General features: G+C 59.6%; 26 protein-coding genes and 1 tRNA gene. 16 read left to right on the top strand and 11 right to left on the bottom strand.

The features are described 5' to 3' along the window. Window positions 1-129: 129 nt before the first annotated feature. The gene (locus V1T76_RS01645; RefSeq protein WP_330558878.1) at window positions 130-1,107 is read right to left on the bottom strand and encodes a J domain-containing protein; all 978 of its coding nucleotides are present in this window, start codon (window positions 1,105-1,107) and stop codon (window positions 130-132) included. A 196-nt stretch (window positions 1,108-1,303) separates the two neighbouring features. Then, window positions 1,304-1,717: an RT0821/Lpp0805 family surface protein gene (locus V1T76_RS01640; protein ID WP_330558877.1), complete on the bottom strand. Its 414-nt coding sequence runs from the start codon at window positions 1,715-1,717 to the stop codon at window positions 1,304-1,306. A 134-nt stretch (window positions 1,718-1,851) separates the two neighbouring features. Here V1T76_RS01640 and pdxH point away from each other — a divergent pair, with 134 nt between their 5' ends. Continuing rightward, on the top strand, window positions 1,852-2,487 hold the full coding sequence (gene pdxH / locus V1T76_RS01635; protein WP_330558876.1) for a pyridoxamine 5'-phosphate oxidase: 636 nt from the start codon (window positions 1,852-1,854) through the stop codon (window positions 2,485-2,487). 50 nt (window positions 2,488-2,537) lie between these two features. Here the strand turns inward: pdxH and V1T76_RS01630 are convergent, their stop codons facing one another. The 3 genes from V1T76_RS01630 to V1T76_RS01620 form a co-directional block, all read right to left on the bottom strand. Next, window positions 2,538-3,512 (bottom strand): magnesium transporter CorA family protein, encoded by a 975-nt coding sequence (locus tag V1T76_RS01630; RefSeq protein ID WP_330558875.1) that lies wholly within the window; start codon window positions 3,510-3,512, stop codon window positions 2,538-2,540. Between the two features lie 280 nt (window positions 3,513-3,792). After that, window positions 3,793-4,182 carry a hypothetical protein gene (locus V1T76_RS01625; protein WP_330558874.1) on the bottom strand — a complete coding sequence of 130 codons (390 nt, stop codon included), beginning with the start codon at window positions 4,180-4,182 and terminating at the stop codon, window positions 3,793-3,795. 41 nt (window positions 4,183-4,223) lie between these two features. Beyond that, window positions 4,224-4,661: a hypothetical protein gene (locus V1T76_RS01620; protein ID WP_330558873.1), complete on the bottom strand. Its 438-nt coding sequence runs from the start codon at window positions 4,659-4,661 to the stop codon at window positions 4,224-4,226. Between the two features lie 189 nt (window positions 4,662-4,850). Between V1T76_RS01620 and V1T76_RS01615 the strand changes: the two genes are divergently transcribed. Continuing rightward, entirely contained in the window at window positions 4,851-5,849 is a 999-nt protein-coding gene (locus V1T76_RS01615) for a DUF1499 domain-containing protein (protein ID WP_330558872.1), read from the top strand. Between the two features lie 12 nt (window positions 5,850-5,861). On the opposite strand, the gene V1T76_RS01610 is transcribed toward V1T76_RS01615, so the two are convergent. Continuing rightward, entirely contained in the window at window positions 5,862-6,764 is a 903-nt protein-coding gene (locus V1T76_RS01610) for an MBL fold metallo-hydrolase (RefSeq protein ID WP_330558871.1), read from the bottom strand. Between the two features lie 172 nt (window positions 6,765-6,936). Between V1T76_RS01610 and V1T76_RS01605 the strand changes: the two genes are divergently transcribed. The 9 genes from V1T76_RS01605 (at window position 6,937) to phoB (ending at window position 16,785) form a co-directional block, all read left to right on the top strand. Continuing rightward, window positions 6,937-7,422 carry an SRPBCC family protein gene (locus V1T76_RS01605; protein WP_330558870.1) on the top strand — a complete coding sequence of 162 codons (486 nt, stop codon included), beginning with the start codon at window positions 6,937-6,939 and terminating at the stop codon, window positions 7,420-7,422. Between the two features lie 244 nt (window positions 7,423-7,666). Then, the gene (locus V1T76_RS01600; RefSeq protein WP_330558869.1) at window positions 7,667-9,022 is read left to right on the top strand and encodes an ATP-binding protein; all 1,356 of its coding nucleotides are present in this window, start codon (window positions 7,667-7,669) and stop codon (window positions 9,020-9,022) included. Between the two features lie 156 nt (window positions 9,023-9,178). Beyond that, a complete protein-coding gene (locus tag V1T76_RS01595; RefSeq protein ID WP_442970067.1) occupies window positions 9,179-10,189 on the top strand; it encodes a substrate-binding domain-containing protein in 1,011 nt (336 codons plus the stop codon). A 351-nt stretch (window positions 10,190-10,540) separates the two neighbouring features. After that, a complete protein-coding gene (locus V1T76_RS01590; protein ID WP_330558868.1) occupies window positions 10,541-11,581 on the top strand; it encodes a substrate-binding domain-containing protein in 1,041 nt (346 codons plus the stop codon). Between the two features lie 65 nt (window positions 11,582-11,646). Further along, window positions 11,647-13,116, top strand: coding sequence for a phosphate ABC transporter permease subunit PstC (gene pstC / locus V1T76_RS01585; protein WP_330558867.1), 1,470 nt, complete (start codon window positions 11,647-11,649; stop codon window positions 13,114-13,116). Next, window positions 13,116-14,468 carry a phosphate ABC transporter permease PstA gene (gene pstA / locus V1T76_RS01580; protein WP_330558866.1) on the top strand — a complete coding sequence of 451 codons (1,353 nt, stop codon included), beginning with the start codon at window positions 13,116-13,118 and terminating at the stop codon, window positions 14,466-14,468. Before pstC ends, pstA begins: the two co-directional genes overlap by 1 nt. An 11-nt stretch (window positions 14,469-14,479) precedes the next feature. Then, window positions 14,480-15,277: a phosphate ABC transporter ATP-binding protein PstB gene (gene pstB, locus V1T76_RS01575; protein ID WP_006933578.1), complete on the top strand. Its 798-nt coding sequence runs from the start codon at window positions 14,480-14,482 to the stop codon at window positions 15,275-15,277. A gap of 31 nt (window positions 15,278-15,308) precedes the next feature. Further along, complete coding sequence (phoU, locus tag V1T76_RS01570) at window positions 15,309-16,004, top strand: phosphate signaling complex protein PhoU (protein ID WP_330558865.1); 696 nt, start codon at window positions 15,309-15,311, stop codon at window positions 16,002-16,004. Window positions 16,005-16,083: 79 nt separating this feature from the next. Beyond that, complete coding sequence (gene phoB, locus V1T76_RS01565) at window positions 16,084-16,785, top strand: phosphate regulon transcriptional regulator PhoB (RefSeq protein WP_330558864.1); 702 nt, start codon at window positions 16,084-16,086, stop codon at window positions 16,783-16,785. 239 nt (window positions 16,786-17,024) lie between these two features. Here the strand turns inward: phoB and V1T76_RS01560 are convergent, their stop codons facing one another. Then, window positions 17,025-17,561, bottom strand: coding sequence for a GcrA family cell cycle regulator (locus V1T76_RS01560; protein ID WP_330558863.1), 537 nt, complete (start codon window positions 17,559-17,561; stop codon window positions 17,025-17,027). A gap of 440 nt (window positions 17,562-18,001) precedes the next feature. Between V1T76_RS01560 and V1T76_RS01555 the strand changes: the two genes are divergently transcribed. The 3 genes from V1T76_RS01555 to V1T76_RS01545 are packed head-to-tail and all read left to right on the top strand — an operon-like array spanning window position 18,002 to window position 21,124. Continuing rightward, window positions 18,002-19,198 (top strand): aspartate aminotransferase family protein, encoded by a 1,197-nt coding sequence (locus V1T76_RS01555; protein WP_330558862.1) that lies wholly within the window; start codon window positions 18,002-18,004, stop codon window positions 19,196-19,198. Then, a complete protein-coding gene (gene argF, locus V1T76_RS01550; RefSeq protein WP_330558861.1) occupies window positions 19,198-20,127 on the top strand; it encodes an ornithine carbamoyltransferase in 930 nt (309 codons plus the stop codon). Before V1T76_RS01555 ends, argF begins: the two co-directional genes overlap by 1 nt. 10 nt (window positions 20,128-20,137) lie before the next feature. Beyond that, window positions 20,138-21,124 carry an Hsp33 family molecular chaperone gene (locus tag V1T76_RS01545; RefSeq protein WP_330558860.1) on the top strand — a complete coding sequence of 329 codons (987 nt, stop codon included), beginning with the start codon at window positions 20,138-20,140 and terminating at the stop codon, window positions 21,122-21,124. A gap of 401 nt (window positions 21,125-21,525) precedes the next feature. Here the strand turns inward: V1T76_RS01545 and V1T76_RS01540 are convergent, their stop codons facing one another. Continuing rightward, on the bottom strand, window positions 21,526-22,173 hold the full coding sequence (locus tag V1T76_RS01540; RefSeq protein ID WP_330558859.1) for an alpha/beta family hydrolase: 648 nt from the start codon (window positions 22,171-22,173) through the stop codon (window positions 21,526-21,528). Between the two features lie 115 nt (window positions 22,174-22,288). On the opposite strand from V1T76_RS01540, the gene V1T76_RS01535 reads away from it, so the two are divergent. Beyond that, window positions 22,289-23,134 (top strand): sterol desaturase family protein, encoded by an 846-nt coding sequence (locus V1T76_RS01535; protein WP_330558858.1) that lies wholly within the window; start codon window positions 22,289-22,291, stop codon window positions 23,132-23,134. Window positions 23,135-23,165: 31 nt separating this feature from the next. Here the strand turns inward: V1T76_RS01535 and V1T76_RS01530 are convergent, their stop codons facing one another. Both V1T76_RS01530 and V1T76_RS01525 read right to left on the bottom strand, forming a co-directional pair. Beyond that, window positions 23,166-24,032 carry a transporter substrate-binding domain-containing protein gene (locus V1T76_RS01530; protein WP_330558857.1) on the bottom strand — a complete coding sequence of 289 codons (867 nt, stop codon included), beginning with the start codon at window positions 24,030-24,032 and terminating at the stop codon, window positions 23,166-23,168. A gap of 117 nt (window positions 24,033-24,149) precedes the next feature. Next, window positions 24,150-24,599 (bottom strand): Lrp/AsnC family transcriptional regulator, encoded by a 450-nt coding sequence (locus V1T76_RS01525; protein ID WP_330558856.1) that lies wholly within the window; start codon window positions 24,597-24,599, stop codon window positions 24,150-24,152. Window positions 24,600-24,749: 150 nt separating this feature from the next. Between V1T76_RS01525 and V1T76_RS29035 the strand changes: the two genes are divergently transcribed. Beyond that, window positions 24,750-24,956, top strand: coding sequence for a DUF1127 domain-containing protein (locus tag V1T76_RS29035; protein WP_442970066.1), 207 nt, complete (start codon window positions 24,750-24,752; stop codon window positions 24,954-24,956). A 47-nt stretch (window positions 24,957-25,003) separates the two neighbouring features. Here the strand turns inward: V1T76_RS29035 and V1T76_RS01520 are convergent. Continuing rightward, window positions 25,004-25,077 (bottom strand) — tRNA-Gly (locus V1T76_RS01520). Between the last annotated feature and the right edge of the window lie 122 nt (window positions 25,078-25,199).

Genomic DNA, 25,199 nt, shown 5'->3' with positions numbered 1-25,199 from the left:
AAATACGCAAGGCCCGGCTTTTGACAAATGTGGAGATAGGGGATCGGATCGGGGCACAAAAAAACGTCGCCCCGCCTGTGGGTACAGACGGGGCGAAAAAAAGTTTCAACGCGATGAAGTGGATACGGCTTAGTCGAATTCCGGACCGCGAGCGCGATACGGAGTGATTTCCTTCCAGGCCCGCATCAGCGTGTCCAGCTCGTCATCGCTGTGCGGCGGCATCACGATCTGCAGCTTGACCAGCAGGTCGCCGTGGCCACCGGTTTTCGTCGGCAATCCCTTGCCCTTCAGCCGCATGGTCTTGCCGCTGGAGGCATTGGCCGGAATGGTCAGGTTGACGGCTCCGGACAGGGTCGGCGTGCGCACTTTCGCACCCAGAACGGCTTCATAAAGCGTCAGCGGCAGATCAAGGTGAAGGTCGGATCCTTTCACTTCGAAAAGCTTGTGCGGCTTGAAGCGGATCTCGACCAGAGCGTCGCCGGCGGGGCCGCCGTTTTCGCCCGGATGCCCCTGACCCTTGAGCCGGATCTTTTCGCCTTCGACCACGCCTTTGGGCAGGGTGACATTCACCGTCTTGCCACTTGGAAGCGTGACCTGGGTCTTGCCGGAGTTGACGATGTCTTCCAGCGAGGCACGCGCGACGAGTTCCGCATTGGCACCCTTCGTCTTTGGTGGTGCCTTGGCACGGGCTCCGGCACCGAAACCGCCGCCGGGTCCGGCTCCCGCGCCGGCACGCGCACGACCACCGCCGAAGCTGCCGAAGATGTCGTTCAGAATGTCGTCGAAACTGCCGCCGGCGGCTCCGGACGTCTTGTGGGTGCGCGCGCCACCGCCGAAGTCTTCATATCCGGAAAAGCCGTCGAAACCATGCGCCTGATAGCGCTGCTTGCCTTCCGCGTCGATTTCGCCACGGTCGAACTTGGCGCGCTTTTCCTTGTCGCCGACAATTTCGTAAGCCTGATTTGCTTCGGAAAAACGCTGCGCCGCCGTCGGATCATCCTTGTTCTGATCCGGATGGTATTTCTTGGCCAGCTTCCGAAAGGCCTTCTTGATTTCGCTCTCGCTGGCAGATTTTGCCACCCCGAGAACACTGTAGGGATCACGCATTCGTCTCACCAGGTTCCTAAGATTTTCCGGCAGGCCGACCCGCGCACTGCCTTGTTCGACAAACCGAACGAAGCGTGCAGGTGAAGCAGGTCATGCTTGACCGGACTTGTCCTTTATATCGGGATGGATAGGAAAAAATTCCAGACCCTGCCTGCGACTTGAGGACCTTCCGGTTTTAGCTGGTTTTCGCCCGGGTTCAAGCTTCGGCGACGTTCAGACTGGTGACTGCGAACTTTTGCGTCACGTCACGGCAGGCTGTGCCGCTGTAGAGCTTGATGCCGACGATTGTATTCGCGGTGGTCTTGAAGCCGAGACAGCCGGTCTCGCTGAAGTTGGACGCGTTGATGCTCGACAGGGTGCCTGAGTTGCCGCTGATCGAATTGAGCCATGTCAGCGAAAGGGCGTCCGTCGGCTTTCCGGCGGCAAGGTCCGGGCCAATGGTGTCAAGGTTTTGCGCGATGACTGACCGGTCGTCCTCGTTGATGTCCGCATAGGCGACATCCGATGCAGACGGAATGGAACCGGTCAGAAGAGTGGGGGAATCGATATTGTTGCTGCCCATGGGCATGGAGAACTGGCTGCAGCCGCCAAGTGCGGTTGCAAGGGCCACGCAAAGTGCGGCTAAGGGTTGGATCTTTATGTGCCCGGCAGTATATGAACGCATACGATACATTTTTCAGGCAGCCCCCCGGTCCGGCTTTTGATGCCGCTCTAAAGGCTGTCGTTTCCTTCGACAGGTTACCGATGACAGACCTTAAAGATCCCCCTGAAGAGTTAACAAAAGGTGACTTTACAGAGGTAGTGAAACCATTTGAGCTTTTTGCAGAATGGCTTGAGGACGCCAGAGCATCAGAGCCCAACGACCCCAATGCCTTGGCGCTGTCGACGGTCGATGAAGACGGCTTGCCCAATGTGCGTATGGTTCTCCTGAAGGACTTCGACGAACGCGGCTTCGTTTTTTACACGAACTTCGAAAGCGCCAAGGGGCGGGAACTGCTCTCCGCCGGCAAGGCCGCCATGTGCTTTCACTGGAAGTCACTGCGCCGCCAGGTGCGCATCCGCGGCCTGGTCGAGCAAGTCTCGAACGAGGAAGCGGACGAATATTACCGCTCCCGGCCGCGCGGCAGCCGCATCGGTGCCTGGGCGTCCAGGCAGTCCCGACCGTTGGAAAGCCGTTTCGCGCTGGAAAAGGAAGTCGCGAAATACACCGCCAAATTCGGCATCGGCGACATTCCGCGGCCCGACCATTGGTCCGGCATGCGTCTGGTGCCGCTTTCCATCGAATTCTGGCACGACAGGCCGTTCCGGCTGCATGACCGGGTGCAATTCACCCGCACCTCCGCAGATCAGTCTTGGAGCAAGGCGCGCCTCTATCCTTGATGTGATTGTCCGTGAGGCCTTGCTAACAAGCAGTCAGACGGTTGGTCGGATCAAAGCAGGCGTTTCCAGCGGAAGAACAGGAACGTCAGGGCTACCGACGACACCATCAGGCCCAGCGAGAAAAGAAACCCGAGTTGCCAGTTCAGCTCGGGCATGTTGGCAAAGTTCATGCCGTAGATCGACGCGATGAGCGTCGGCGGCAGGAAGATCACGCTGACGACGGTAAAGATCTTGGAGATCTGGTTCTGTTCCAGCGTGACGAGACCGACTGTCGCGTCCAACAGGAAGGACAGCTTGGCATCCAGTGCGTCGCCATGTTCCTTGATGGAATGGATGTCCCTGCCGAACATCTTGCAGTCGGCTTCCTGCTCCTCGTTCAGGTTCAACCGCTTGGCGTGCGTGCTGAGGTAAAGCATCATCCGCGACAGGCTTGTGCAAACGTCGTGCATCTTGGAAACGTGCAAGCCGATCTGCCCCAGTTGCTTGATGGCGATCTGATAACTGGCGGTCTTGCGCATGTTGAGGCCGTCGCCGAACACCTGCACCGCCAGTTTGTCATAGCGGGCCGAGGCGCTTTCCATTTCGTCGGCACACCGGTCAACGATAATGTCGAGCATCGTGAACAGAACGGCCGGTCCCTTGTGGGCGATCCCCGAATCGGCCTGAACCTTGCGCGACAGAAGGGCGATGGATTTCGGTTCGCCATAACGCACCGTTACCAGCCGCTTGGCATTGACGACGAAGGTGACTGACGAAAGGGCGGGGTCGATCATCTGGGTGGCGATGGGAAGCTGTGCGGTCATCACCACGGCGCCCGGTTCCAGATACAACCTTTCGGATGTTTCGATGGAGGCGATCTCGTCCCGCGTCGGGATTTCCGCGCCCATCAGCTTTTCGGCTGCCTTTTGCTCTTCCTGTGTCGGGGCGATCAGGTCGATCCAAACGGATGTGGACGGCAAGGGCGCACCAGAGGAAAGCTCGATTCGCTCCAACCCTTTGACCGTCGGGCAATAGGCAATGATCATGCAAGAAATCTCCGCCGGAGGGCACAAATCGTGCCCGGTTCGGCGGCAGTTTGCCCAACAGATCGGAAGACGGCAACCATCTGAAAGAAGTGACTTTGCGGCACCCGCGGTTCATCTCCGCTTCCGGAAGGCGGACATTCAATCGGCGTCGATCGCATGCCCGAACACTATCCTTGACCGGTCATGCCGACGGTAATCAAGCGTCTTTCAACACCACGGCCAGCTGGCTACCTGGAAGCCAGCAGACGGTTTGGGCGCAGGACGCGTCAGCAGCGGCTGCTCAGTTTTTCTTCTTTGCCACCGTGCCGGAATTCTTGCAAAGGGCAGCCGCATTGAGGGCTGCGATGCCGACGGGTTTGTAGAGGTTGACCAGTTTCGCGTCAGCGTTTTGCTTCGGGGCAGGGCGTGCAGGTTGCTCAGACATTTGTCTCGTCCGTTGTCTCTTCCAGTGCCCGCTCTCTGGGTTGAAATATTCATGGCTCGCGGGCGGTGTGCATGTCGTATCCAATTGCGGCAAACGGAAGGCGCAAAACACGCCTTTCAGCCGATTTTTGCATCGGATGACAAAAAGCATGCGCTCATTGGCGGAAATCAGCCAGTCAAAAACGATAACAAGATGTAACGAAACCGGTGTGGATTTGAAGTATATCGGTAATGATTTCTTTACCAATCAGGCGAGGTTGCCGACTTGGGAAGTATATGACTGTTGGTTCATATGAAATAGCTTCTGTGATTGCGCAGCGGAGAACCGCGCAAGGCGCTGTAGAAACCATGCAGTGATCGGGCAAAACTGAGCAGCACTGTGGCAGCGCAAAGGCCCAGTCCGGCGAGCATCAGGGCCGAGGAAATTGACGCTCCAAGCAGGATCATCAGACCGCCAGCGCTCAGGCCGATGACCAGAAGCGCAATCGTCGTTCGCAGATAATGGTAATGCGCCTGCTGCCAGCGGCCACCCTGTTCGGCATAGAGGAAGGCAAATGACAGGGCGATGGGCGACAGCAGCAGCGTCAGAACAAGCAGGTGACACAGGCAGATATTGGCAGAGCCCGGCCGGAAAAGGCCAAAAGGTGAAAACGTTTTTTGTTTTCCGTCACCGGAAGCGCGGTGCTCCGGTTCATTCGCCGTATGGCGGGACCGCAATCCGGTCATGCCTTACCCCGATTTGAAACTGTCATTCCGGCGTGTCTTGCTTGCACGTTTATCGTTTGCCCGGAAGGAATGTATGATGTGTTCGCCGCCGAAGTGAAGTTCATTTTTGACAATTTGGCTGTAAACGAAGAAACAATCAGGTGGACAGCATGCCGCGCAGATGCGGCAGCCCAGGCGAGATGGGATCTCATGAAGCGCTACGCCGTTTACAAAACAGCTTCAGCACCGGCAAGCCGAACGGCTGGCTCCGTGGCGCTGGCGCTTGCGGCAATTGCCTTTCTGGCAAAGCGGTTCGGCCTCATCGAAGCGGACGTCTTCGTCCTGTCGCTCATCGCAGCGGCAACGATTGCGCTCAGCGCCATCCTGCTCGCGCTGTTTGGCTTTCATCGGATCTGGACCTATGGCGGACCTGGCGTTCCGGCAGCGCTCACCGGACTGTTTCTGGGCATGCTTGCACTGGCAACGCCCGTGCTTGTCGTCGGCATGCTGGTGATGCACGCTGGCGCGAGCGACCTTGCGACAAATCGGACCGATCCGCCCAGCCTGGAAACGACGGTGATTTCCGACGATCAGCCGTTTCTCGACTGGCTGAACACGGTGCTGGTGGAAGACGTCTGGCCGAGTGTGGCGGCCTATACCGGCGCCGGGCCGGATAGGAGCGTGGCCGGCACGTCGATGGAAGATCGCCTCTATCCGGACATCGTTCCCCGCAGATACCGTATTTCCACGGCGCAGCTTCACGCGGCCAGCGCCAAGGCGCTTGAAGCGCTGAACTGGCAGGTCGTTGATGAATTGCCGCCTGATCTCCTGGATGCGCCGACCTATCTGCAGGCAGAAGGCACCTCGCGGATACTGGGATTGAAACACGACATCGTCTTGCGCATTCGCCCGGATACCGTTGGCGCGCTGCTCGATGTCCGCTCGCGCTCACGTACGCCGCTGAAAGACCTGACCGACAATGCGGATCGTATTCGTCTGGTCTTCGGCGAAATCGACCGGGTGTTGCTGGAGACCTATGGCGATCTGGCGAGATTGTCCGTGGACGAGACAGAGCTGGAAGAGGACCTGCCGGCCGAACCGGTGGAGGACCTGCGCGAAACAATTCCGCTGCCGAGCTTCAAACCATATTTCGAGGATGAGGACGCGCCGGTTGCCGAAGGTCTCGATGCGATCGATCTTGAAGGCTGATCGCCCGCAGCCTCAACCGGTGAGACGATAGCGGGCGGTCAGCGACAGCTCAGGGTTGGCCTCCACACGGCCACGGTCCGCAAGATCTTCCAGATGCGCGAAGACAGACAGACCTGCCGCGGGATGCAGCGCCGGATCGACGGCGGCATAAAGCACCGAAACGATTTCCGGGATCGATCTTTCACCTTTCGCCAGTTCCCGCTGGATGGAAGCTTCCCGGTCGAGCCGGTGGCGCTTCAGGTCGCGGACGTACTCAATCGCGTTGCGGACCATGCCACCATGCCCCGGCAGATAGATATCTTCCGCGCGGGCCAGCAGTTTGTCGACGGAGGCCATGTAGTCCCGCATGCTGCCATCAGGCGGTGCGACCACCGATGTCGACCAGCCCATGACATGATCCGCTGACAGCAGAACCGGTTCGCCGGTGAGGGCAAAGCACAGATGATTGGACGTATGGCCGGGGGTGGCAACGGTTTCCAGCGATATGCCGGCGGCCTCGAATATCTCGCCGTCTTCAAGCATCCTGTCGGGTGCATAGTCCTTGTCTCCGCTGGCATCGAGCGGATTGACCTCGTTTTCCAGAAGCGCACGCGCTGGCCGGTGGGGGCCGCATCCGATGATCTCTGCCCCCGTCCTTTCTTTCAACAGCCGTGCCCCTGGTGAATGATCCACATGCGTGTGCGTCACCAGGATCGCTTCGATGGACGCGCCTTGCGCAGCCTTCAGGATGGTTTCGACCTGTCCTTCCAGAGCAGGTCCCGGATCGACGCAGATCAACCGACTGGTCCCCAGAAGATAACTGTTGGTGCCGTGAAAGGTGAAAGGGCCCGGATTGTTTACCGTCAGCCGACGCACGCCCGGCAACAGTTCGACGGCGGTTCCATACTGCGGATCAAACGCGCGATCGTGCTTCATGTTATCTCCGGTTCGTTGTTGCGCGCAGGCAAGCGGCCTTGCGCTATCCGGGTGGATCTGCACGTCATGTATCTGACGTTTGAATCGGCTAGGGAAGCGCTACTTTGCCAAGCCGGGCCTAAATGTGAAACAGTGCGTTTGGGGTTGGAAAGAACGAATTTGACGGAAAAAAATGACACATGACACCGAGTGCCGGGTCGAAGGCATCTTGAATCTCCCACGAACTGAGGCGTTTTCACTGTTTGTCGACCGGCTCGACCTGTGGTGGACTACTCCATTCAAGGACGCGGGAGATGGGGAGGTGCAGGCGGGGATCGATCCCTATGCCGGCGGGAGCTGCTATGAGATCGACGCCGGCGGACAGCACAGGATCTGGGGCACCGTCCTGTCTCTGGAGCCTCCACTCTACATCCGCCTTGCCTGGCAGGTCAGCCGCGATGGCGAGGAAGTCGCGGATCCTGCAACAGCAAGCCGTGTCATGGTCAACTTCCGTGAAGCTGGAGACAGCACGCGTCTGGAAATCGTCCATAGCGAGTTTTTAAGGCATGGCGAAGCCGGAGCGGAATATCTGGAACACATGCGCCAGGCTGATGGCTGGCCCCGGATTCTGGAAAATCTGAAGGCGGTTGCCAGGCATCCCTTGCCGAAAAGCCGTTGAATGGCGGGCTGCGCGGTGACGGTTCCGGGCGCTGCAAACTGAAACCGGACACCGCCTTCCAGCGTCAGTGAGTGCGCTTTCAGGAAAGTCGCTTTTTGTCGCTTGGATGACATGTTTTCCATGTTAGGTGAAATCATCCATGCTGCCCCGATCTCCCTATTCCGGCCTTGCGAATTTACTGAGACGTCGAAATAGTGTCTGCACTCGGGAGACCAACCGCTGAAACGAATCCGCTCGACATTCCATGACCCAACCGCCTTCGCCAATCGAAGAGCCCGCTGAAGATCGGCAGGCTGCATCGCCCCTGACCAGACTCGGCGAAGCCCGCTGGATTCTGCTGTTCGCGCTTGCCGCCACCACTGGTGCCGTCGTCTTGCATGAAGTGCCTTTGACGACGGGACTGCTGGTCATGGCGGCAATGGTTGTCGTCGCCTGCTTCGTTCCCCGCAAGTCATCGAGCCGCAGGGTCAAGCTGAATGCTCAGCGTGAAATCCGCAGGATGTGGCCGGGTACGGGCATGAAGGTCACCGTTGATGCGCTGCCAACCCCCTGTTTCGTTGCCGACGGGCGGGGCATCACCCGCTATGTCAACAAGCCTGCGCTGTCGATTTATGAAGGCGTGAAACCCGGTGATCCTCTGTCCTTTTCGCTGCGGGCGCCGTCACTGCTGGAAGCGTTCGACCGTGTCTGCGCCACCGGTGAAGCAGAGAAGATAAGCTGGATCGAGAAAGTGCCGACCGAAACCTGGTACGAGGCTCATATCTCGCCGATCTACATGCCCGGCAGCGGTGTGCAGGAAAAGGTCCCGAAACTGCCGGACTTTATTCTGGTGGTGATCCAGGATCTGACCGAGAACCGCCGGCTGGAACGCATGCGCACGGATTTTGTCGCCAATGCCAGCCATGAACTGCGCACGCCACTGGCCTCACTGACAGGCTTTATCGAAACCCTGCAAGGTCCCGCCCGCAACGATCCGGAGGCGCGGGACAGGTTCCTGTCGATCATGCTGGATCAGGCCGGGCGAATGCGTCGGCTGATCGACGACATCCTGTCTCTTTCCCGGATTGAATTGAAAGCCCATGTGCGCCCCGCAAACGAGGTCGATCTGTCGGAGATCGTGCGGCACACCGCCGACGCACTGTCGCCGCTTGCCACCGACATGGGGGTCGAGATCCGTTTAAAGCTTCCCGATACCCCGGTGCGGATCAAGGGCGACCGGGACGAGCTTATCCAGGTGACGGAAAACCTGATCGAGAACGCGTTGAAATACGGACACGACGGCAAATTTGTTGACGTTGGCCTTTCGAAGCCGACCGCGCCTCACGATGCCCTGTCCTGGCAACTGTCGGTGCGCGATTACGGCGAGGGCATTCCGCGCGAACATCTGCCGCGCCTGACGGAGCGGTTCTACCGGGTCGACGTGGAATCGAGCCGGGCGATGAAAGGCACTGGCCTCGGGCTTGCCATCGTAAAGCACATCCTGACGCGCCACCGCGGCCGGTTGGAAGTGGAAAGCGAACCGGGCCAGGGGGCGACGTTCAAGGTCAGTTTGCCTGCCACGGAGAACGCGGAAGATCTGCCCGAGAAGATCTCTGCCTGAAGGCGCACAGTCGACTGTCGTATTCCTGAGACGGGAAGCTGCTAGAGGATTGCCTCAGTAAGATCAGAACAGTGTTTTGTGACCGGCCAGGCGATCCGCCCGGAGGAAAAATGGCGTTCCGGATCGCGCCCGCATTATTCGCCCTGGAGTTTTGACGTGCCGATATGTTTTTCAGCTCGCGCTGCCTTGTGTGGCCTTTTCTGCCTGGCGTCCCTGAGCGCAGAAGCGCGCGATCGACTACTCATCGTCGGCTCGTCGACGGTGTTTCCCTTTTCAACCGCTGTCGCGGAAGCGGTGGGCAACAGCGGTATGAAGTTCCCGATTGTCGAATCTACAGGGTCCGGTGCGGGGTTTGCGCTGTTCTGCAGCGGCGTCGGTGAGCACACGCCGGACATCACCAACGCCTCCAGGCGCATGAAGGCCTCCGAGCTGGAAACCTGCCACGCCAACGGTGTCACGCCCGTCGAAGTGCAAATCGGGTATGACGGCATCGTCCTGGCCAACTCACGCAAGGGACCAAAATTCACCCTCACGGTCGAGCAGATCTTCGAAGCCCTGGCGGAGAAGCTTCCAGAGACGCTTTCGGAGAACGGCCAACTCGTCGACAATCCCAATCTCTCCTGGTCAGATATCGATGCCACGTTGCCGCAGGAAAAGATCGAGGTGCTGGGGCCGCCGCCGACGTCCGGAACACGTGATGCGTTCGAGGAACTCGTCATGGAAGAGGGCTGCAAGACGCTCGAGGATCTTGAGAAAGAGGGCTGCACCCGAATGCGCCGGGACGGCAGCTTTGTAGAGGCTGGCGAAAATGACGATCTGATCGTCGGTGCGCTGGAAGCCAATCCCGTGACGGTCGGCATCTTCGGCTATTCCTTCCTGATGCAGAACCGCGACAAGATCCAGAGCGTCGGCGTCAACGGGGTCGAGCCGACTTTCGAAAAAATTGCATCTGGTGAATACCCGGTGTCCCGCCCGCTGTTCTTCTACATCAAGAAGGAACATGTAGGCCTTATTCCCGGCATGGAGGCCTATGTATCCGCCTTCACCAGCGAGGAAGCCTGGGGCGATGACGGTTACCTGGCGGGCAAGGGACTGATTCCCCTGTCCGCGGAAAAACGCAGGCAGCAGGCTGCCGAGGCACAGGCGCTTCCGGCTCTGCATCTCTGAGCAGACCGAACCAGGCCGCATAACCTTCACTGGCCGTAGCGGCAGATGCCACGGAGCATGCCTGATCGAGCCAGAGAAGTCGGGCTGACTAAAAAGCGTCATTGCCAACTTTGCCGAGACAGGTGAGAGATGCACACCGTGCGCTCTGAGGCCTGTTTTTGTGACCGTTTGCGACATAAAACCGTCAAGGAGCGGATTTTGTCGAACGAAATCAATAACTTAAATTGTCACAAAAGTGAAAAAGAACTGTCATAGAACTCTCATCCGTGGAGCCTAGGTTCCCCGCATCGCTCGTGCAGATCTAAGCGCGGTGATCATCTAGAAACCTTGACATTCAAAGGGAGTGGTCAAGTGAAATTTACGACCCTCGTTAGCGCAACTGCTCTTGCCGTTGCTTCCACTGCATTCGTTGGTTCGGCTCAGGCCCGCGACCAGGTGCAGATTGCTGGTTCTTCCACGGTTCTTCCTTATGCTTCCATCGTTGCTGAAGCATTTGGCGAAAACACCGACTTCCCGACCCCGGTTGTCGAGTCCGGCGGCTCCTCTGCAGGTCTGAAGAAGTTCTGCACCGGTGTTGGTGAAAACACCATCGACATCGCAAACGCTTCCCGCAAAATCCGCGAGAAAGAAATCAAGGCGTGTGCCGAAGCTGGCGTGAAAGACATCATCGAAGTCCGCATCGGCTACGATGGCATCGTCTTCGCTTCCCAGAAAGACGGCCCGGCTTTCAACGAATTCACCCAGGTTCAGTGGTTCAACGCTCTGGCTCCGAAAGTCCTGAAGGACGGTCAGATCGTCGACAACCCGTACACCAAGTGGTCCGAAGTTGACGCCGCCCTGCCGGACGCAGAAATCGCTGCTTTCATTCCGGGCACCAAGCACGGCACCCGTGAAGTGTTCGAAGAAAAAGTTCTGGCTGTCGGCTGTGAAGAATCCGGCGCTCTGAAGGCCATGATCGACAGCGGCATGTCCGAAGACGACGCTGAAGACGCTTGCATCGCGGTCCGCACCGACGGCAAGTCTGTCGACATCGACGGCGACTACACCGAAACCCTGGCCCGCATCGACTCCAACCCGAATGGCGTTGGCGTTTTCGGTCTGGCTTTCTACGAAAACAACACCGACAAGCTTAAAGTGGCAACCATGGCCGGCGTTGCTCCGTCCACCGAAACCATCGCAGCTGGTGAGTATCCGGTTTCCCGTCCGCTGTTCTTCTACATCAAGAAGGCACACATCGGCGTGATCCCGGGCCTGAAAGAATACGCTCAGTTCTTCGTTTCTGACGAAATCGCTGGCCCCGACGGCCCGCTGGCCCAGTATGGCCTGGTTTCCGATCCGGAGCTTGCCGCTACGCAGGCTTCCGTCGAAGCCGAAGAAACGATGGGCAACTAAGCACATCTTTCCGAAAGGGCGGCTTCGGCCGCCCTTTCTTTCTTCTTTGCCGGTTGGGTCGCCCTATGTCACTTCCCTATATTCTTATTGCGCTGCTGGTTCTGGCTGTCGCCGGATACATAGTCGGCCGCGGAAAAGCGTTAAGTTCTGCTGGAGGGGATTCGCGAGAGCTCCATTCCCTACCTGGCTACTACGGCTGGAACGTTGTCGTTTCGATACTGGTTCCCGCTCTCCTGCTGCTCGTGGCATGGCTGATCATCCAGCCGATCGTTCTGGACAGTCAGGTATCTTCAAAGATTTCCGAAGAGACCATTGCCGCAAGCTCGCTCGATCTCATCATGAGCGACGTCGTGCGTGTTGCTGAAGGTCTCGACCTTGCCGTTTCTCAAGGTGCCATGTCAGCCGATATGGCGTCTTCCATCCGTACCGAGCTGACCGACGTGCGCAGCCGTCTCGGCGAGATCGGCGTTGCGCTCGGGTCCGAGGTAACCGCCGAAACTCTGCGAGCGGCACAGACCTACCGCAGCATTTCCGGCACCGGTCTGCTGCTGCGCACAATCGCCGTTCTGGCTGCCGGTGTGATCGGCTTTGCTGTCGGTGTGATGCGCACCAACAAGGATTTCCGTGCCCGCAACGTGGTGGAAACGGTTGTCCGTTACATCCTGATCGCTGCGGCCTCCATCGCCATCCTGACGACTGTCGGCATCGTGCTGTCACTGATCTTCAACACGGTCGAGTTCTTCCGGCTCTATCCGGCCGCGGACTTCTTCTTCGGCCTGACCTGGGCGCCGAGCTTCGGCGGCGGATCGGAGCTGGGCATCGTGCCGCTGATCTGGGCGACCATGTATATTTCCCTGATCGCGCTCGCCGTTGCGGTGCCGATCGGTCTGTTCGCCGCAATTTACCTGTCCGAATATGCGACGCCGCACGTGCGCGCCGTCGCCAAGCCTTTGCTTGAGATCCTGGCCGGCATCCCGACCATCGTTTACGGTCTCTTCGCACTGCTTACGGTCGGCCCGCTTCTGATGAACGTCTTCGGTTCCGGCGGCGCGCTCGGCGTCAGCTGGATGTCCGGTGCCTCCTCGGTGTTCACCGCGGGCGCCGTCATGGGCATCATGCTGATCCCCTTCGTCAGCTCGCTTTCCGACGACATCATCAACGCCGTGCCCCAGGCCATGCGTGACGGATCGCTCGGCCTTGGCGCCACCCATTCGGAAACCGTGAAGCAGGTCATTCTGCCGGCGGCTCTTCCGGGCATCGTCGGCGCCATTCTGCTGGCGGCCTCGCGCGCCATCGGTGAAACCATGATCGTTGTTCTGGGTGCGGGCGCTGCCGCCCGGCTCAGCATGAACCCGCTCGAAGCGATGACCACCGTGACCGCGAAGATCGTCAGCCAGCTCACCGGCGACGCCGACTTTGCCTCCCCGGAAGCCCTGGTCGCCTTTGCACTCGGCATGACCCTGTTCGTCGTGACCCTGGGGCTCAACATCGTCGCGCTCTACATCGTGCGCAAATATCGGGAGCAGTACGACTAATGACCGACACGACCCTTACGCCTCCGTCGGGCAAGACCAGTGCTCCGACCCCGAACAAGATCACGTCGATCCTCGAACTCGATCCGCTGACGAAAAAGCGCAACGCCGCTGAAGCCCGCTTCAAGCTCTATGGCATCATTGCCATCGGCATTGGCCTGTTCTTCCTCGTCGCGCTGTTGTGGGCAATCCTCTCCAACGGTCTCGGCGCCTTCAGCCAGACCTTCGTCAAGGTGGATGTTCCGCTCAACCAGCAGCAGATCGACGATGCGGAAAAGTCGGTGGTCAAGACATCCAAATACCGGGCCATCATCGACGACGCCTTTGCCAAGGAACTCGCTGGTGCCAACATCGCAACCGACATGTCGGCCAAGGACCTGCAGAAGCTGTTCTCGTCAGGTGCTGCCGCCACGGTTCGTGATTATGCACTGGCCAATCCGGACAAGATCGGGACGACCGTCACCTTCGAACTGATCGCCTCGTCCCGCGTCGACGGTTACCTGAAGGGCCGCGTCAAGCGGGAAGACCTTGCGGAAGACAAGAACCTGGATGCGGCGCATCTGGATCTGGTCGATCAGATGAAGTCTGCCGGCCTTCTGGAAAAGCGCTTCAACTGGTCCTTCATCACCGGAACCGATGCGTCCGACAGCCGCCCGGAACAGGCCGGCATCGGGGCCTCCATGATTGGCTCGCTGTTCATGATGCTGGTGGTGCTGTTCCTGTCGCTGCCGATCGGTGTCGCCGCTTCCATCTATCTGGAAGAGTTCGCACCGCAGAACAAGTTCACCGATCTGATCGAGGTGAATATCTCCAACCTGGCTGCAGTGCCGTCCATCGTGTTCGGTATCCTTGGCCTGGCGGTGTTCATCCAGTTCATGCACCTGCCGCAGTCTGCACCGCTGGTCGGTGGCCTGGTGCTGACGCTGATGACACTGCCGACGATCATCATCTCAACCCGCGCCTCGCTGAAGGCGGTTCCGCCGAGCATTCGCGATGCGGCCCTCGGGATCGGTGCCTCCAAGATGCAGTCGATCTTCCACCACGTGCTGCCGCTGGCCATGCCGGGCATTCTGACCGGAACGATCATCGGTCTGGCGCAGGCCCTTGGGGAAACAGCTCCGCTGCTGCTGATCGGGATGGTCGGCTTCATCGCCTCCAACTTCCCCGATGGTGTGGCCGCCGGTTTCTTCTCTCCGAACTCGGCCATGCCGGCCCAGATCTACGAATGGGCGAAACGCGCCGATCCGGCATTCTATGAGCGCGCATGGGGCGGGATCATCGTGCTGCTGGTGTTCCTCATGACCATGAACATTATCGCTATCATCCTGCGCCGCAGGTTTGAGCGCCGCTGGTAAGGATAGCTCCGATGAACGAGATGCCGAATTTTGAACAGGCGAAAACCATGACCGAAAGCAAAATTTCCGCGAACAAGGTGCAGGTCTATTATGGCGATACACACGCCATCAAGGACGTGGACATCGAAATCCAGCCGCGCTCCGTAACGGCCTTCATCGGCCCGTCCGGATGTGGCAAGTCGACCTTCCTGCGCACGCTCAATCGCATGAACGACACCATCGACATCTGCCGTGTCGAAGGTTCGATCAAGATCGATGGCGAGAATATCTATGATCCCAAGGTCGATCCGGTGCAGCTGCGCGCAAAGGTCGGCATGGTGTTCCAGAAGCCGAACCCGTTTCCGAAGTCGATCTACGACAACATCGCCTACGGTCCGCGGATCCACGGCCTGTCCCGCAGCAAGGCCGAGCTGGATGAAATCGTAGCGTCCAGCCTGCAGAAGGCCGGCCTTTGGGAAGAAGTCAAAAACCGTCTGGACGAGCCGGGCACCGGCATGTCGGGCGGACAGCAGCAGCGTCTTTGCATCGCGCGTGCAATTGCCGTGAGCCCGGAAGTGATCCTGATGGACGAACCGTGCTCGGCGCTTGACCCCATCGCAACCGCGAAGGTGGAAGAGTTGATCGACGAACTGCGCGAAAACTTCACCATCGTGATCGTGACCCACTCGATGCAGCAGGCTGCCCGTGTGTCTCAGCGTACCGCGTTCTTCCACCTTGGTGTTCTGGTGGAGGAAGGTCTGACGGAGGACATCTTTACCAATCCGAAGGACAAGCGTACGCAGGACTACATTACGGGCCGCTTCGGCTAAGCATTTTTTAGGTTTCTGAAGGGGACACAGGATGTCTGAACATACAGTCACGGCTTACGATGACGAATTGACGGCCATGGCCGGCAAGGTTGCCGAAATGGGCGGCATTGCCGAGACGGCGTTTGCCGATGCGGTTTCTGCGCTGGTGTCGCAGGATCTGGAGCTTGCCAAGGCGACGATCAAGGGCGATATCCGTCTGGACACGCTTTACAACGAACTTGAAGTGAAGCTGATCGAACTGATCGTGCGCCGCCAGCCGATGGGGCAGGACCTGCGCGAAATCACCGCTGCCACCCGCATTGCCAACGACCTGGAACGTGTCGGCGATCTTGCCAAGAACGTGGCCAAGAGAGTGATCGCCATCGACAGCGACCTGCAGAACAAGAAGCTCGCGATTGGTGTCGAACACATGACCGAACTGGCACTGTCCCAGCTCAAGCAGGTGCTGGATGCCTACGCCCGCAAGGATGCGGAAGCCGCGCGCCGGGTTCAGGAAGCCGATGCCGAGGTCGATGCGATCTACACGTCCATCTTCCGCGAACTCCTGACCTACATGATGGAAGATCCGCGCGTCATCACCCAGTGCGTCCATCTCCTGTTCTGCGCCAAGAACATCGAGCGCATTGGCGACCACGCGACCAACATCGCCGAGAACGTCTACTACATGGTCACTGGTGAACGTCTGCCGGAAGACCGGGCAAAGGTCGACGAAACCGGCGCGGTCTGAGCGCCGGCGTTTGTCGCATTTGCAAAAGATCTGAACGGCCGGCGCCTTGGCGCCGGTTGCTGTAATTGGAGCGAGATGTATGCCGAAGGTGCTCATCGTTGAAGACGAAGAACCGCTCAGCCTTCTTTTGAGATACAATTTGGAAGCAGAAGGGTACTCGGTCGAGTCCTGTGTCCGGGGCGATGAGGCGGAAATCCGCCTGCGCGAAAGCCTGCCGGATCTGTTGTTGCTCGACTGGATGCTGCCGGGCCTTTCCGGAATTGAACTGTGCCGCCGCCTGAGAGCGCGCGAGGACACCGAACGTCTGCCGGTCATCATGCTGACGGCACGCGGCGAGGAAGCAGAGCGCATCCGCGGCCTGTCGACCGGTGCCGACGACTATGTGGTCAAACCTTTCTCGGTCCCGGAGCTGATGGCCCGCGTGCGCGCCATCCTGCGGCGGGCAAGCCCGGAAGTGGTGTCCACCATGCTGCGGTCCGGTGATATCGAGCTGGATCGCGAAACCCACCGCGTCCGCCGCAACGCCAAGGAAATTCACCTGGGACCGACCGAATTCCGCCTGCTGGAATTTCTGATGACTTCGCCCGGCCGTGTCTTTTCCCGCGAGCAATTGCTGGATGGTGTCTGGGGGCATGATGTCTATGTGGACGAACGCACTGTCGACGTTCACGTCGGCCGCTTGCGCAAGGCCCTGAACAAGGGCAAGGCGAAGGACCCGATCCGCACCGTTCGCGGTGCCGGGTATGCCTTCAACGACCAGTTCACCGCCGCAACCGCCTGAGGTCAGAGCTCGGATCATACGATGAGAAGCCCGCTCTTGAGCGGGCTTTTTCGTCTCAGAGGCTTTGTCTTTCCCTCACAAGAGCTTTCCGCGGCGTCGCAGCCTGGTCCCGCGAAGGCCTTGCTCGGGCAATGGTCTGATGCGAGTGGATGGGAAAGGCAAATCAGCGGAGCGAAAGTCCAAGTAAAAAGCCCGCCAAAACGGCGGGCTTTTCGAGAAATCGTTTTGCTTACAGGCTATCAGCCTGCCTGAGCCATCGTCTTGCGGTCGCGGCGGCGGTCAGCGACCGGCTGATACGCGATCTTGCAGTGATGGGCGCAGTAGGGAACGCCGGCATCGGAATGGCGGCCGCAGAAGTAGAAGTCGTCGGTCGCCGGATCGCCGATCGGCCACTTGCAGGTCCGCTCGGTCAGCGTCAGGATGGTCGCGCGCTGGGAGATCGGCACCAGTTCGGCAATCGGCTCCACGCGCGGCTTGGCTTCAACCACCGGCGCCGGTGACATGTCCGCCTTCAGCGCCGTTGCACCGATGGACTGCGGATGTGAGCTGGTCGGCTTCTTTGGCGCGGCGCCCGTTGCCGGAGCTGCCGTCCGCGGCCGGCGCGGCTTTGCGCTTGAAGACGTGGACTTGGCACGGCCGGACAAACCAAGGCGGTGCACCTTGCCGATAACGGCATTCCGGGTAACGCCACCCAGTTCTCCCGCAATCTGGCTCGCGCTCAAGCCGTCGCCCCAAAGCTTTTTGAGAAGCTCAACCCGTTCGTTTGTCCAACTCATCGCCGCACCCTTTAGTTTGACCGACCCGCGGCCATTAACCCCGTGTTAAGCATGCGTAAGCACGCTTAATAATGGCATATCTAGTGCCTTTTGGTGATTTGCCTCACGAGATCTCGTGTCTGATTGTTCAGAGGTTACAATAACGTTAATTTGTCAGGCAACCACCGGACCCAAACCAGTTGGGGATGAAACGACTTTTCCCCAATTATGGCGAGGTCATTGAGAATTTTATGAAATCCGTCTTCCAGGGCGGGGGAAATGTCCAGTGCGCCATTTCCATTGACAGTGCACGGTACCGGCAGTGTATAAGGAAACCGCTACGTGCCGCCTCATCGGGGCGGCACGTTGCGTTTTGGCCCTTCGCGATCTTTTCCAGATGGCGGCCCGGCGTCGGGGCGACGCAGGGACAGCGGGGGCGTTTAAAGGAGACAAACGAGGTTATGTCCGCGACTGCACTATTCGGAAATTACGCAAGATCGAACCTGTCTTTCGATCATGGGGAAGGTGTCTGGCTGGTAACCACCGATGGCCGACGATTCCTCGATTGCGGTTCCGGCATCGCGGTCAACGCACTCGGTCATGCCCATCCGCATCTGGTCAAGGCGTTGCAGGATCAGGCCGCAAAACTGTGGCACACCTCCAACTTGCATCAGATGCCCGACGGCGAGCGGCTTGCGCAGCGTTTGTGCGCGGCCACCTTCGCCGAGAAGGTGCTGTTCGTGAATTCCGGCGCCGAGGCGATGGAAGCTGCCATCAAATGCGCGCGCCGGTATCATTATGACAACGGCAATCCTGAACGGTTCCACATCGTGACCTTCGAAGGCGCTTTCCACGGCCGGACCATCGCGACCATCGCGGCGGGCGGTCAGGCAAAATACCTTGAAGGCTTCGGCCCGAAGGCTCCCGGTTTCGATCAGGTGCCGGCCGGCGATCTGGATGCGCTGAAAGATGCCATCGGTCCGCAAACCGCGGCGATTGCCATCGAGCCCGTTCAGGGTGAGGGCGGGATCCGCGAAATTCCGGCCGACTTCCTGCGCGCGCTGCGCAAGATCTGTGACGACAACGGCATTCTGCTGATCTTCGACGAGATCCAGACCGGTGTCGGACGGACCGGTAAGTTGTTCGCGCACCAGTGGGCGGGCGTGGAGCCGGACCTGATGGCGATCGCCAAAGGCATCGGCGGTGGTTTCCCGATGGGCGCATGCCTTGCAACCGCGGAAGCCGCAGCAGCCCTTTCGCCTGGAACCCACGGCACCACCTTTGGCGGCAACCCGCTGGCCATGGCGGTCGGCAATGCGGTGCTCGACGTGGTGCTGGAAGACGGGTTCCTGGAAGGCGTTCGTCAGAAAGGCCTCAGCTTCAAGCAGAAGCTGGCCGGGCTGGTGGACAGCCATCCGGACGTTCTGGCGGAAGTGCGCGGCAATGGTCTGATGCTCGGCCTGAAATGCGTGGTGCCGGTGGCCGATTATGTGCTTGCGGCCCGTGAAGCGGGTCTCCTGGCAGTGCCAGCCGGCGATAACGTGGTGCGCATCATGCCGCCGCTGACCATGAGCGAAGAGGAAATTTCCATTGCAGTCGAGCGCCTGGAACAGGCTGCTGTCGCTGTGGAAGCGAAATTGACGGAAGGAGCGGCCTGATGACCGCAAACGGAACCTACCGGAACTTTCTGGATCTGACGGATTTCGAAGGCGACGAACTGCGCGCCATCCTGGACGCCAGTCGGAAGATCAAGTCGAGCCGGAACGGCGTGCATCGCGGCCAGGGGCCGCTGGCCGGCAAGATACTGGCCATGATCTTCGAACAGCCGTCGACCCGTACGCGCATTTCCTTCGATGTTGGCATGCGTGAGCTTGGCGGCGAGACCTTGATGCTGACCGGTGCGGAAATGCAGCTCGGCCGCGGCGAGACAATCGCCGATACAGCGCGGGTTCTGTCGCGTTTCGTAGACGCGATCATGATCCGCATCCTTGATCACAACGAACTGCGCGAACTCGCCGAGAACGCAACGGTGCCGGTGATAAACGGGCTGACCAAGCTCTCGCATCCTTGCCAGATCATGGCGGATCTGTTGACCTTCGAAGAGCATCGCGGTTCGATCAAGGGCAAGAGCGTTGCCTGGACCGGTGACAGCAACAACGTGCTGGCCTCGTGGATTCATGCCGCGCCGCGTTTCGATTTCGAATTGCGCATCGCGACGCCGGGCGAACTGGCGCCGCCGATGGACCTGATTGAAGCTGCCCGTGCCAAGGGTGGTTCCATTCAGGTGACGACGGACCCATATGAGGCAGTCAAGGGGACCGACTGTGTCGTGACCGACTGCTGGGTGTCCATGGGCGATGACGACGCGGAATCGCGTCACAATCTCCTCAGCGCCTATCAGGTCAACAAGCGCCTGATGGCTGAGGCAAACCAGGACGCCCTGTTCATGCATTGCCTGCCGGCTCACCGGGGTGAGGAAGTCACCTCGGACGTCATGGACGGTCCCAACTCCGTTGTGTTTGACGAAGCCGAAAACCGGCTCCATGCCCAAAAGGGCATTCTGGCCTGGTGCTTCGGCGCAGCATAAGGCAAGCCAAGTGGCACTTAATCTTGATGAACTGGGCATCACGCCTGCGGGGCTGGACGCTGTCCGGCCCTTTGCCGTGGAAGGGCTCGATGTGCGCGGCCGTGCGGTCGCGCTTGGTCCCGTCCTGGAAAAAATTCTCGACCGTCACGCTTATCCGGAGCCGGTCTCGCGTCTGCTTGCGGAAGCGATCGTTCTGACCAGCCTGCTGGGCACATCGCTGAAATTCGACGGCCGCTTCACGCTGCAGACGCAGACGAAGGGGCCGGTGTCCATGCTGGTGGTCGACTTCAAGACTCCCGACGCGATCCGCGCCTGCGCAACTTTCGATGCCGGAGAAGTCGAAGCCCTGATGACCGACGGCAAGGCGACGCAGGAGGCACTGCTTGGCCACGGACATCTTGCGATGACCATCGATCAGGGCCCGCACATGCAGCGCTACCAGGGGCTGGTGGAGCTGGATGGCGTGTCTCTGGAGGAAGTGGCACGGCGCTACTTCGAACGGTCTGAGCAGATCCCGACCGAAGTGCGTCTTGGGGTCGGTGAACTGTTCACCCGCCAGGAAGGCGAAGGCCCTGCAAAAACCTGGACTGCGGGCGGTATCCTGATCCAGTTCCTGCCCGAGGCGCCGGAACGCATGCGTCAGGCCGACATCGATCCGGGCGACGCGCCTGAAGGCACGCATCCGCACGAGATCGACGAGGACGATGCCTGGGTGGAAGCCAAGGTCCTGGTCGAAACGGTCAAGGACGTCGAGTTGACCGACCCGGAAGTCAGCGTGGAAATGCTGCTTTTCCGCCTGTTCCACGAACGCGGCGTCCGGCTCTTCGAACCGCAGCCGCTGGCCGACAAGTGCAGCTGCTCGCGCGAGAAGATCGAGAATGTTCTGGCCGGGTTCAGTGAGGACGACGTCGACCATATGACGGTCGACGGCAAGATCATCGTCACCTGCGAATTCTGCAGCACCCGCTACGAATTCGACGGCAAGCCCGGCCAGTAAGCCGGACTGAAGGCACATTGCAGAAAGCCCGGATCGAAAACGGTCCGGGCTTTTTTCCGCGGCCAATGCCCCTCATTCTTGCATGATGAATTTGAGGGATTGAACCGACCCTCAAAGTTTGTCGGTAGATTGAGAGGTGGCGGGCGTGCCGACCTCATCCTGAAGAAGCGTTTCAGCGCTGTCTCAAAGGATGGGCTGCTCGTTCGAAAGGTCACTGCTCGTATGTTGATAGAGGTCTCAGATCGACACCGCAGTTATCCCGAGCGACCGCAGGAAACCCGGAACCCACTTATTCCTGGAGGGGGCGAAAGCATCGCACTGGCTTCGGCTAGCATTCAGGCAAGTAGGCCATAGACCTGCCCTGTGCTTGTTCGGGTGGGCGGACCGGGTCCGGGCAGGCCTTAGCTCGCGAACCCGTCCACAAATGCCCTGACGGCCTCTGCGGCCAGCGTGATGTTGCCGTCGAGTGTTGCCGGTGACTTGCCGCGCGGGCCGAAGTCGTGGTTGCCATCTTCGAGATAGGACAGGCTGACATGAGCGGGCAGGGTGACTTCGTCGAGTTCCGCCTTGGAGCCGAAAGGATCCCGGTCGCCCTGCAGCACCAGAACCGGCCGCTTGGCGTCCTGCAGCGGCAGGAGCCGCCACTCGGCCTCGGCCTTGCCGGTAGGGTGGAAGGGGTAGCCGAAACAGGCGACGCCCTTGACGCGCCCGGGCAGCGAGCCGCCGCCTGCCAGCATCGCGGCAACCCTGCCGCCCATCGATTTGCCGCCAATAAGCAGCGGGCCGTCGCTCTGGCCAAGGACAGACTGCAGGGCCGTCTGGAACTCGGCAATCAGCTTGTCGGCCCGTGGTGGCGGCTTTTTCGGGCCTCCGGTCCGGCGCCCGGCCATATAGGCAAATTCGAAGCGCGCCGCTGCAATGCCCTCGCGGGCGAGAGCCGCCGACAGCTTGTTCATGAAGGCAGAGTCCATGGCCGCTCCGGCCCCATGGGCCAGCAGCAGGGTTGCCACAGCGGGCGTTTCGGGGCGGGTCCAGAGAAAGTCGGTCATGATGATGTGATCTGTCGCAGCGGCAAGAAATGATATCAGGAGTATTGTTGTACCGCCCTATCGTGCCATCGGGACTGTGGCAAGCTGCATTAGTCAGGACGTTTCAAAAGACCCCATGTTTGACCAGATCGACATCAACCAGCTTCGCATGGCCTGTTTCGGCGGCATCTTCCTGATAATGGCGCTGCTGGAGGCTGGCTTGCCGCGGCGCCGCCTGAAAAGCAGCCGTCTGAAGCGCTGGCCGACCAACTGGGGCATTGTCCTGCTCGACGCGCTGCTGGTGCGGCTGATCTTTCCCATTGGTGGGGTCGGCCTGGCGCTGCTGGCGCAGGAAAAGGGCTGGGGCCTTTTTGCGCTTCTCGGATGGTCAGGTCTTCTGGCCGGTCTGATAACCTTCGTCGTGCTCGATCTGGCGGTGTGGTTCCAGCACCTGGTGTCCCACAAGGTTCCCCTGTTCTGGCGCATCCACCGGACGCATCATGCTGATAGCGAAGTCGATGCGACGACAGCGCTCAGGTTCCACCCGATTGAAATTCTGCTGTCTTTCCTCTGGAAAGGATTGGTCATCATCGCGCTCGGTGGTCCGGTCGAGGCAGTGCTGATCTTCGAGATCGTCCTCAACGGGTCTGCGGTGTTCAGCCATGCCAATGTCCGCTTGCCGCTTTGGTTGGACCGCCCCTTGCGTTTTCTGATCGTCACTCCGGATATGCATCGCATTCATCATTCGGTGCTGCCGCACGAGACAGATTCCAATTACGGGTTCTATCTTTCAGTGTGGGACCGTCTGTTCGGAACCTACGTGGAAGATCCCGAACAGGGGCATGAAACCATGGAAATCGGGCTCGGTGCCGCGCTCACACCACGAGCACACTCCTTCCCCTTCAGCCTGTGGATCCCGTTCCTGAAAAATCCGGACCGCTCCAGAAAGGCGGACGACGGCAAACCGTCAGCCAGGAGCTGATAGCATTCCTGACGGTCATGGCTGGAAGAGATCAGAAAAAGCTCATCGGGAAATAGCGCAGGTAAAGCTCGCGGTAGATGCCCTTCTGATGAAGCTGCCGCAAGGCGTAGGTGAGGGCGGCCGCCCGTTCCGGGTCATCCTGGCGCGTGGCAATGGCCATGCCTTCATCAAAGTAGCCAGGCTCCAGCCACGGGCCTCCGGCAAAGGCACAGCAGCCATCCGCAGCTTCGCTCGGCAGCCAGAAGGACAGGTTCAGGCCATCGCCGAACAGCGCGTCGGCTGACCCTCCCTTGACGGCCTCCCGGGTCGCCTCCGCGGTTTCCAGGCTGACAATCTCTGCCTCGGGAAAGAAGCGCTTGGCAAAGGCCTCGTAACGGGACCCGGCCTCGACAGCAATCCTCTTGCCGGAGAGTGCCTGTTCATTGAAATCGGCCGCGTTATACGCCCGAACCACGAACCGTGCCGGCAGCTTCAGGTAATCCTCGGTGAAGTTGAGACGGCGTGTGGCGGGAAGGCTGCGTGACAGGCCGGAGATGATTGCATCGCCTTCTTCCTCGTCCAGTGCAGGCAGAAGAACCTCGAAATCCTTGATGCGCAGGGCGCAGGAACTGCCCAGTTCCTGGCACAGTGCCCGGGCGAGATCGACGTTGAAACCGGTGAGCCGGCCATGCTGGTCGCGGAAGACGAAGGGCGGATATCCATCGGTTGCCAGAAACTGGATCTTGTCCGGAATGGAATTCGGCCGGTCATGGACGGCTTTGGGATCCCAGAAATTGGGAACGCGGACAGATGGCTCCTGGGCGGAGGCCGACAGGGGACCGAGCGTCACGGCGCCGAGCGCCAACAGCCCGGCAGCAAGACGGCCAATAGTGCGGAGAAGGGGTCGTGAACGTGGCACGCGGACGTCTCGTTCCATATCAAGTCATGGTCGGCATACGTGCCGGGAATCGCAACGACAGGATATCGCGAACCGGCAGCGCTTGTCAGCCCGCTCTTTGGTGTGCGCGGACTAGCATCAGGTCTGCAGTTCCGGATCATAGGACCGCAGGACGACGATTGTGTCGAAGCCCTTGATTTCGTCTTCATAGAAATGGGCTTCGGTGAAGGTCGCATAGGCTTCCATCGAAGCGCATTGCACCGTCAGGACCAGATCGGCCGGGCCGGTGACGTGATAGATCTTCTTCACTTCCCGTAGCTTCCTCAACTTCTGCAGCAACTTCGCCATGCGCTCGGGCTGTCCGCGCGACAGCGCCAGCATCACGAGCAAGGTAACGGAAGCGCCAGTTGCCTCTGGCGACAGAACGGCCACCTCCCGCTCAATCGCCCCCACTTCCCGAAGGCGCTGAATCCTGCGCAGGCAGGCAGCGGAAGACAGGCCGATTTTCTCCGACAGCTCCTTGCCGGTCTGGCGGGCATCGAGGCTGAGCAGGCGCAAAAGCTGATGATCGAAATCGTCCAGATCCATGAAAAAGGTCCTCTCAGGCATCGTCGTGCGACACATTATCGAAGAGTGTTAATTTTTGCGAACTAGTCGCTTTTAAGCGAGAAGTTTGCGCACCGCTCGCGGCGGCTTTTTCTAAACTTGTTCCTGTCTCGTTGGAAAGGCGCAAAAAAGATGTCCGATCGCCATGTAACACTGCACCTGACGCACGTCCGCAGGACAGGTCTGGGAGCCGCCGTCTTTCATTTCTTGCTGAAACGCCTGCGTCATCGACGCGATATGGCTCATCTGGCAGATTTGCCTGACTATTTGCTGGAGGACGTCGGACTCAGCCGCTCGGATATCCGAAAACACGCACAGATACGGAAAACTCTGCGCTGACAGAGGTAGGGAGCTGCTAAAAATTAGGGAGATAGGATGAAGAGGTTTGGAGCGGGTGAGGGGAATCGAACCCCCGTCTTAAGCTTGGGAAGCTTCTGCTCTACCATTGAGCTACACCCGCCGAACCTGATGAGCTTTCTGCGCCGACTTGCCCCACCTGTCAAGCAGGCTTCTTTGCGGGAGAGATGCTTTTCCAAAGAGCTGCGATCTTGCGCTGCGGCACTGAAATCGCCATGTTCCGGC

Origin of the sequence: Roseibium sp. FZY0029, from assembly GCF_036350355.1 — a bacterium.
Taxonomy (GTDB): Bacteria; Pseudomonadota; Alphaproteobacteria; order Rhizobiales; family Stappiaceae; genus Roseibium.
The sequence above is the reverse complement of the archived record's forward strand: the minus strand, read 5'-3'. Positions and strand labels throughout refer to the sequence as shown.

What these genes read in the sequence shown, in the direction of transcription:
- V1T76_RS01645 (WP_330558878.1), bottom strand. Translation starts at nt 1,107, where the DNA reads ATGCGTGATCCCTACAGTGTTCTCGGGGTGGCAAAATCTGCCAGCGAG.
- pdxH (WP_330558876.1), top strand. Translation starts at nt 1,852, where the DNA reads ATGACAGACCTTAAAGATCCCCCTGAAGAGTTAACAAAAGGTGACTTT.
- V1T76_RS01630 (WP_330558875.1), bottom strand. Translation starts at nt 3,512, where the DNA reads ATGATCATTGCCTATTGCCCGACGGTCAAAGGGTTGGAGCGAATCGAG.
- V1T76_RS01620 (WP_330558873.1), bottom strand. Translation starts at nt 4,661, where the DNA reads ATGACCGGATTGCGGTCCCGCCATACGGCGAATGAACCGGAGCACCGC.
- V1T76_RS01615 (WP_330558872.1), top strand. Translation starts at nt 4,851, where the DNA reads ATGAAGCGCTACGCCGTTTACAAAACAGCTTCAGCACCGGCAAGCCGA.
- V1T76_RS01610 (WP_330558871.1), bottom strand. Translation starts at nt 6,764, where the DNA reads ATGAAGCACGATCGCGCGTTTGATCCGCAGTATGGAACCGCCGTCGAA.
- V1T76_RS01605 (WP_330558870.1), top strand. Translation starts at nt 6,937, where the DNA reads ATGACACATGACACCGAGTGCCGGGTCGAAGGCATCTTGAATCTCCCA.
- V1T76_RS01600 (WP_330558869.1), top strand. Translation starts at nt 7,667, where the DNA reads ATGACCCAACCGCCTTCGCCAATCGAAGAGCCCGCTGAAGATCGGCAG.
- pstC (WP_330558867.1), top strand. Translation starts at nt 11,647, where the DNA reads ATGTCACTTCCCTATATTCTTATTGCGCTGCTGGTTCTGGCTGTCGCC.
- pstA (WP_330558866.1), top strand. Translation starts at nt 13,116, where the DNA reads ATGACCGACACGACCCTTACGCCTCCGTCGGGCAAGACCAGTGCTCCG.
- pstB (WP_006933578.1), top strand. Translation starts at nt 14,480, where the DNA reads ATGAACGAGATGCCGAATTTTGAACAGGCGAAAACCATGACCGAAAGC.
- phoU (WP_330558865.1), top strand. Translation starts at nt 15,309, where the DNA reads ATGTCTGAACATACAGTCACGGCTTACGATGACGAATTGACGGCCATG.
- phoB (WP_330558864.1), top strand. Translation starts at nt 16,084, where the DNA reads ATGCCGAAGGTGCTCATCGTTGAAGACGAAGAACCGCTCAGCCTTCTT.
- V1T76_RS01560 (WP_330558863.1), bottom strand. Translation starts at nt 17,561, where the DNA reads ATGAGTTGGACAAACGAACGGGTTGAGCTTCTCAAAAAGCTTTGGGGC.
- V1T76_RS01555 (WP_330558862.1), top strand. Translation starts at nt 18,002, where the DNA reads ATGTCCGCGACTGCACTATTCGGAAATTACGCAAGATCGAACCTGTCT.
- argF (WP_330558861.1), top strand. Translation starts at nt 19,198, where the DNA reads ATGACCGCAAACGGAACCTACCGGAACTTTCTGGATCTGACGGATTTC.
- V1T76_RS01540 (WP_330558859.1), bottom strand. Translation starts at nt 22,173, where the DNA reads ATGACCGACTTTCTCTGGACCCGCCCCGAAACGCCCGCTGTGGCAACC.
- V1T76_RS01535 (WP_330558858.1), top strand. Translation starts at nt 22,289, where the DNA reads ATGTTTGACCAGATCGACATCAACCAGCTTCGCATGGCCTGTTTCGGC.
- V1T76_RS01525 (WP_330558856.1), bottom strand. Translation starts at nt 24,599, where the DNA reads ATGGATCTGGACGATTTCGATCATCAGCTTTTGCGCCTGCTCAGCCTC.
- V1T76_RS29035 (WP_442970066.1), top strand. Translation starts at nt 24,750, where the DNA reads ATGTCCGATCGCCATGTAACACTGCACCTGACGCACGTCCGCAGGACA.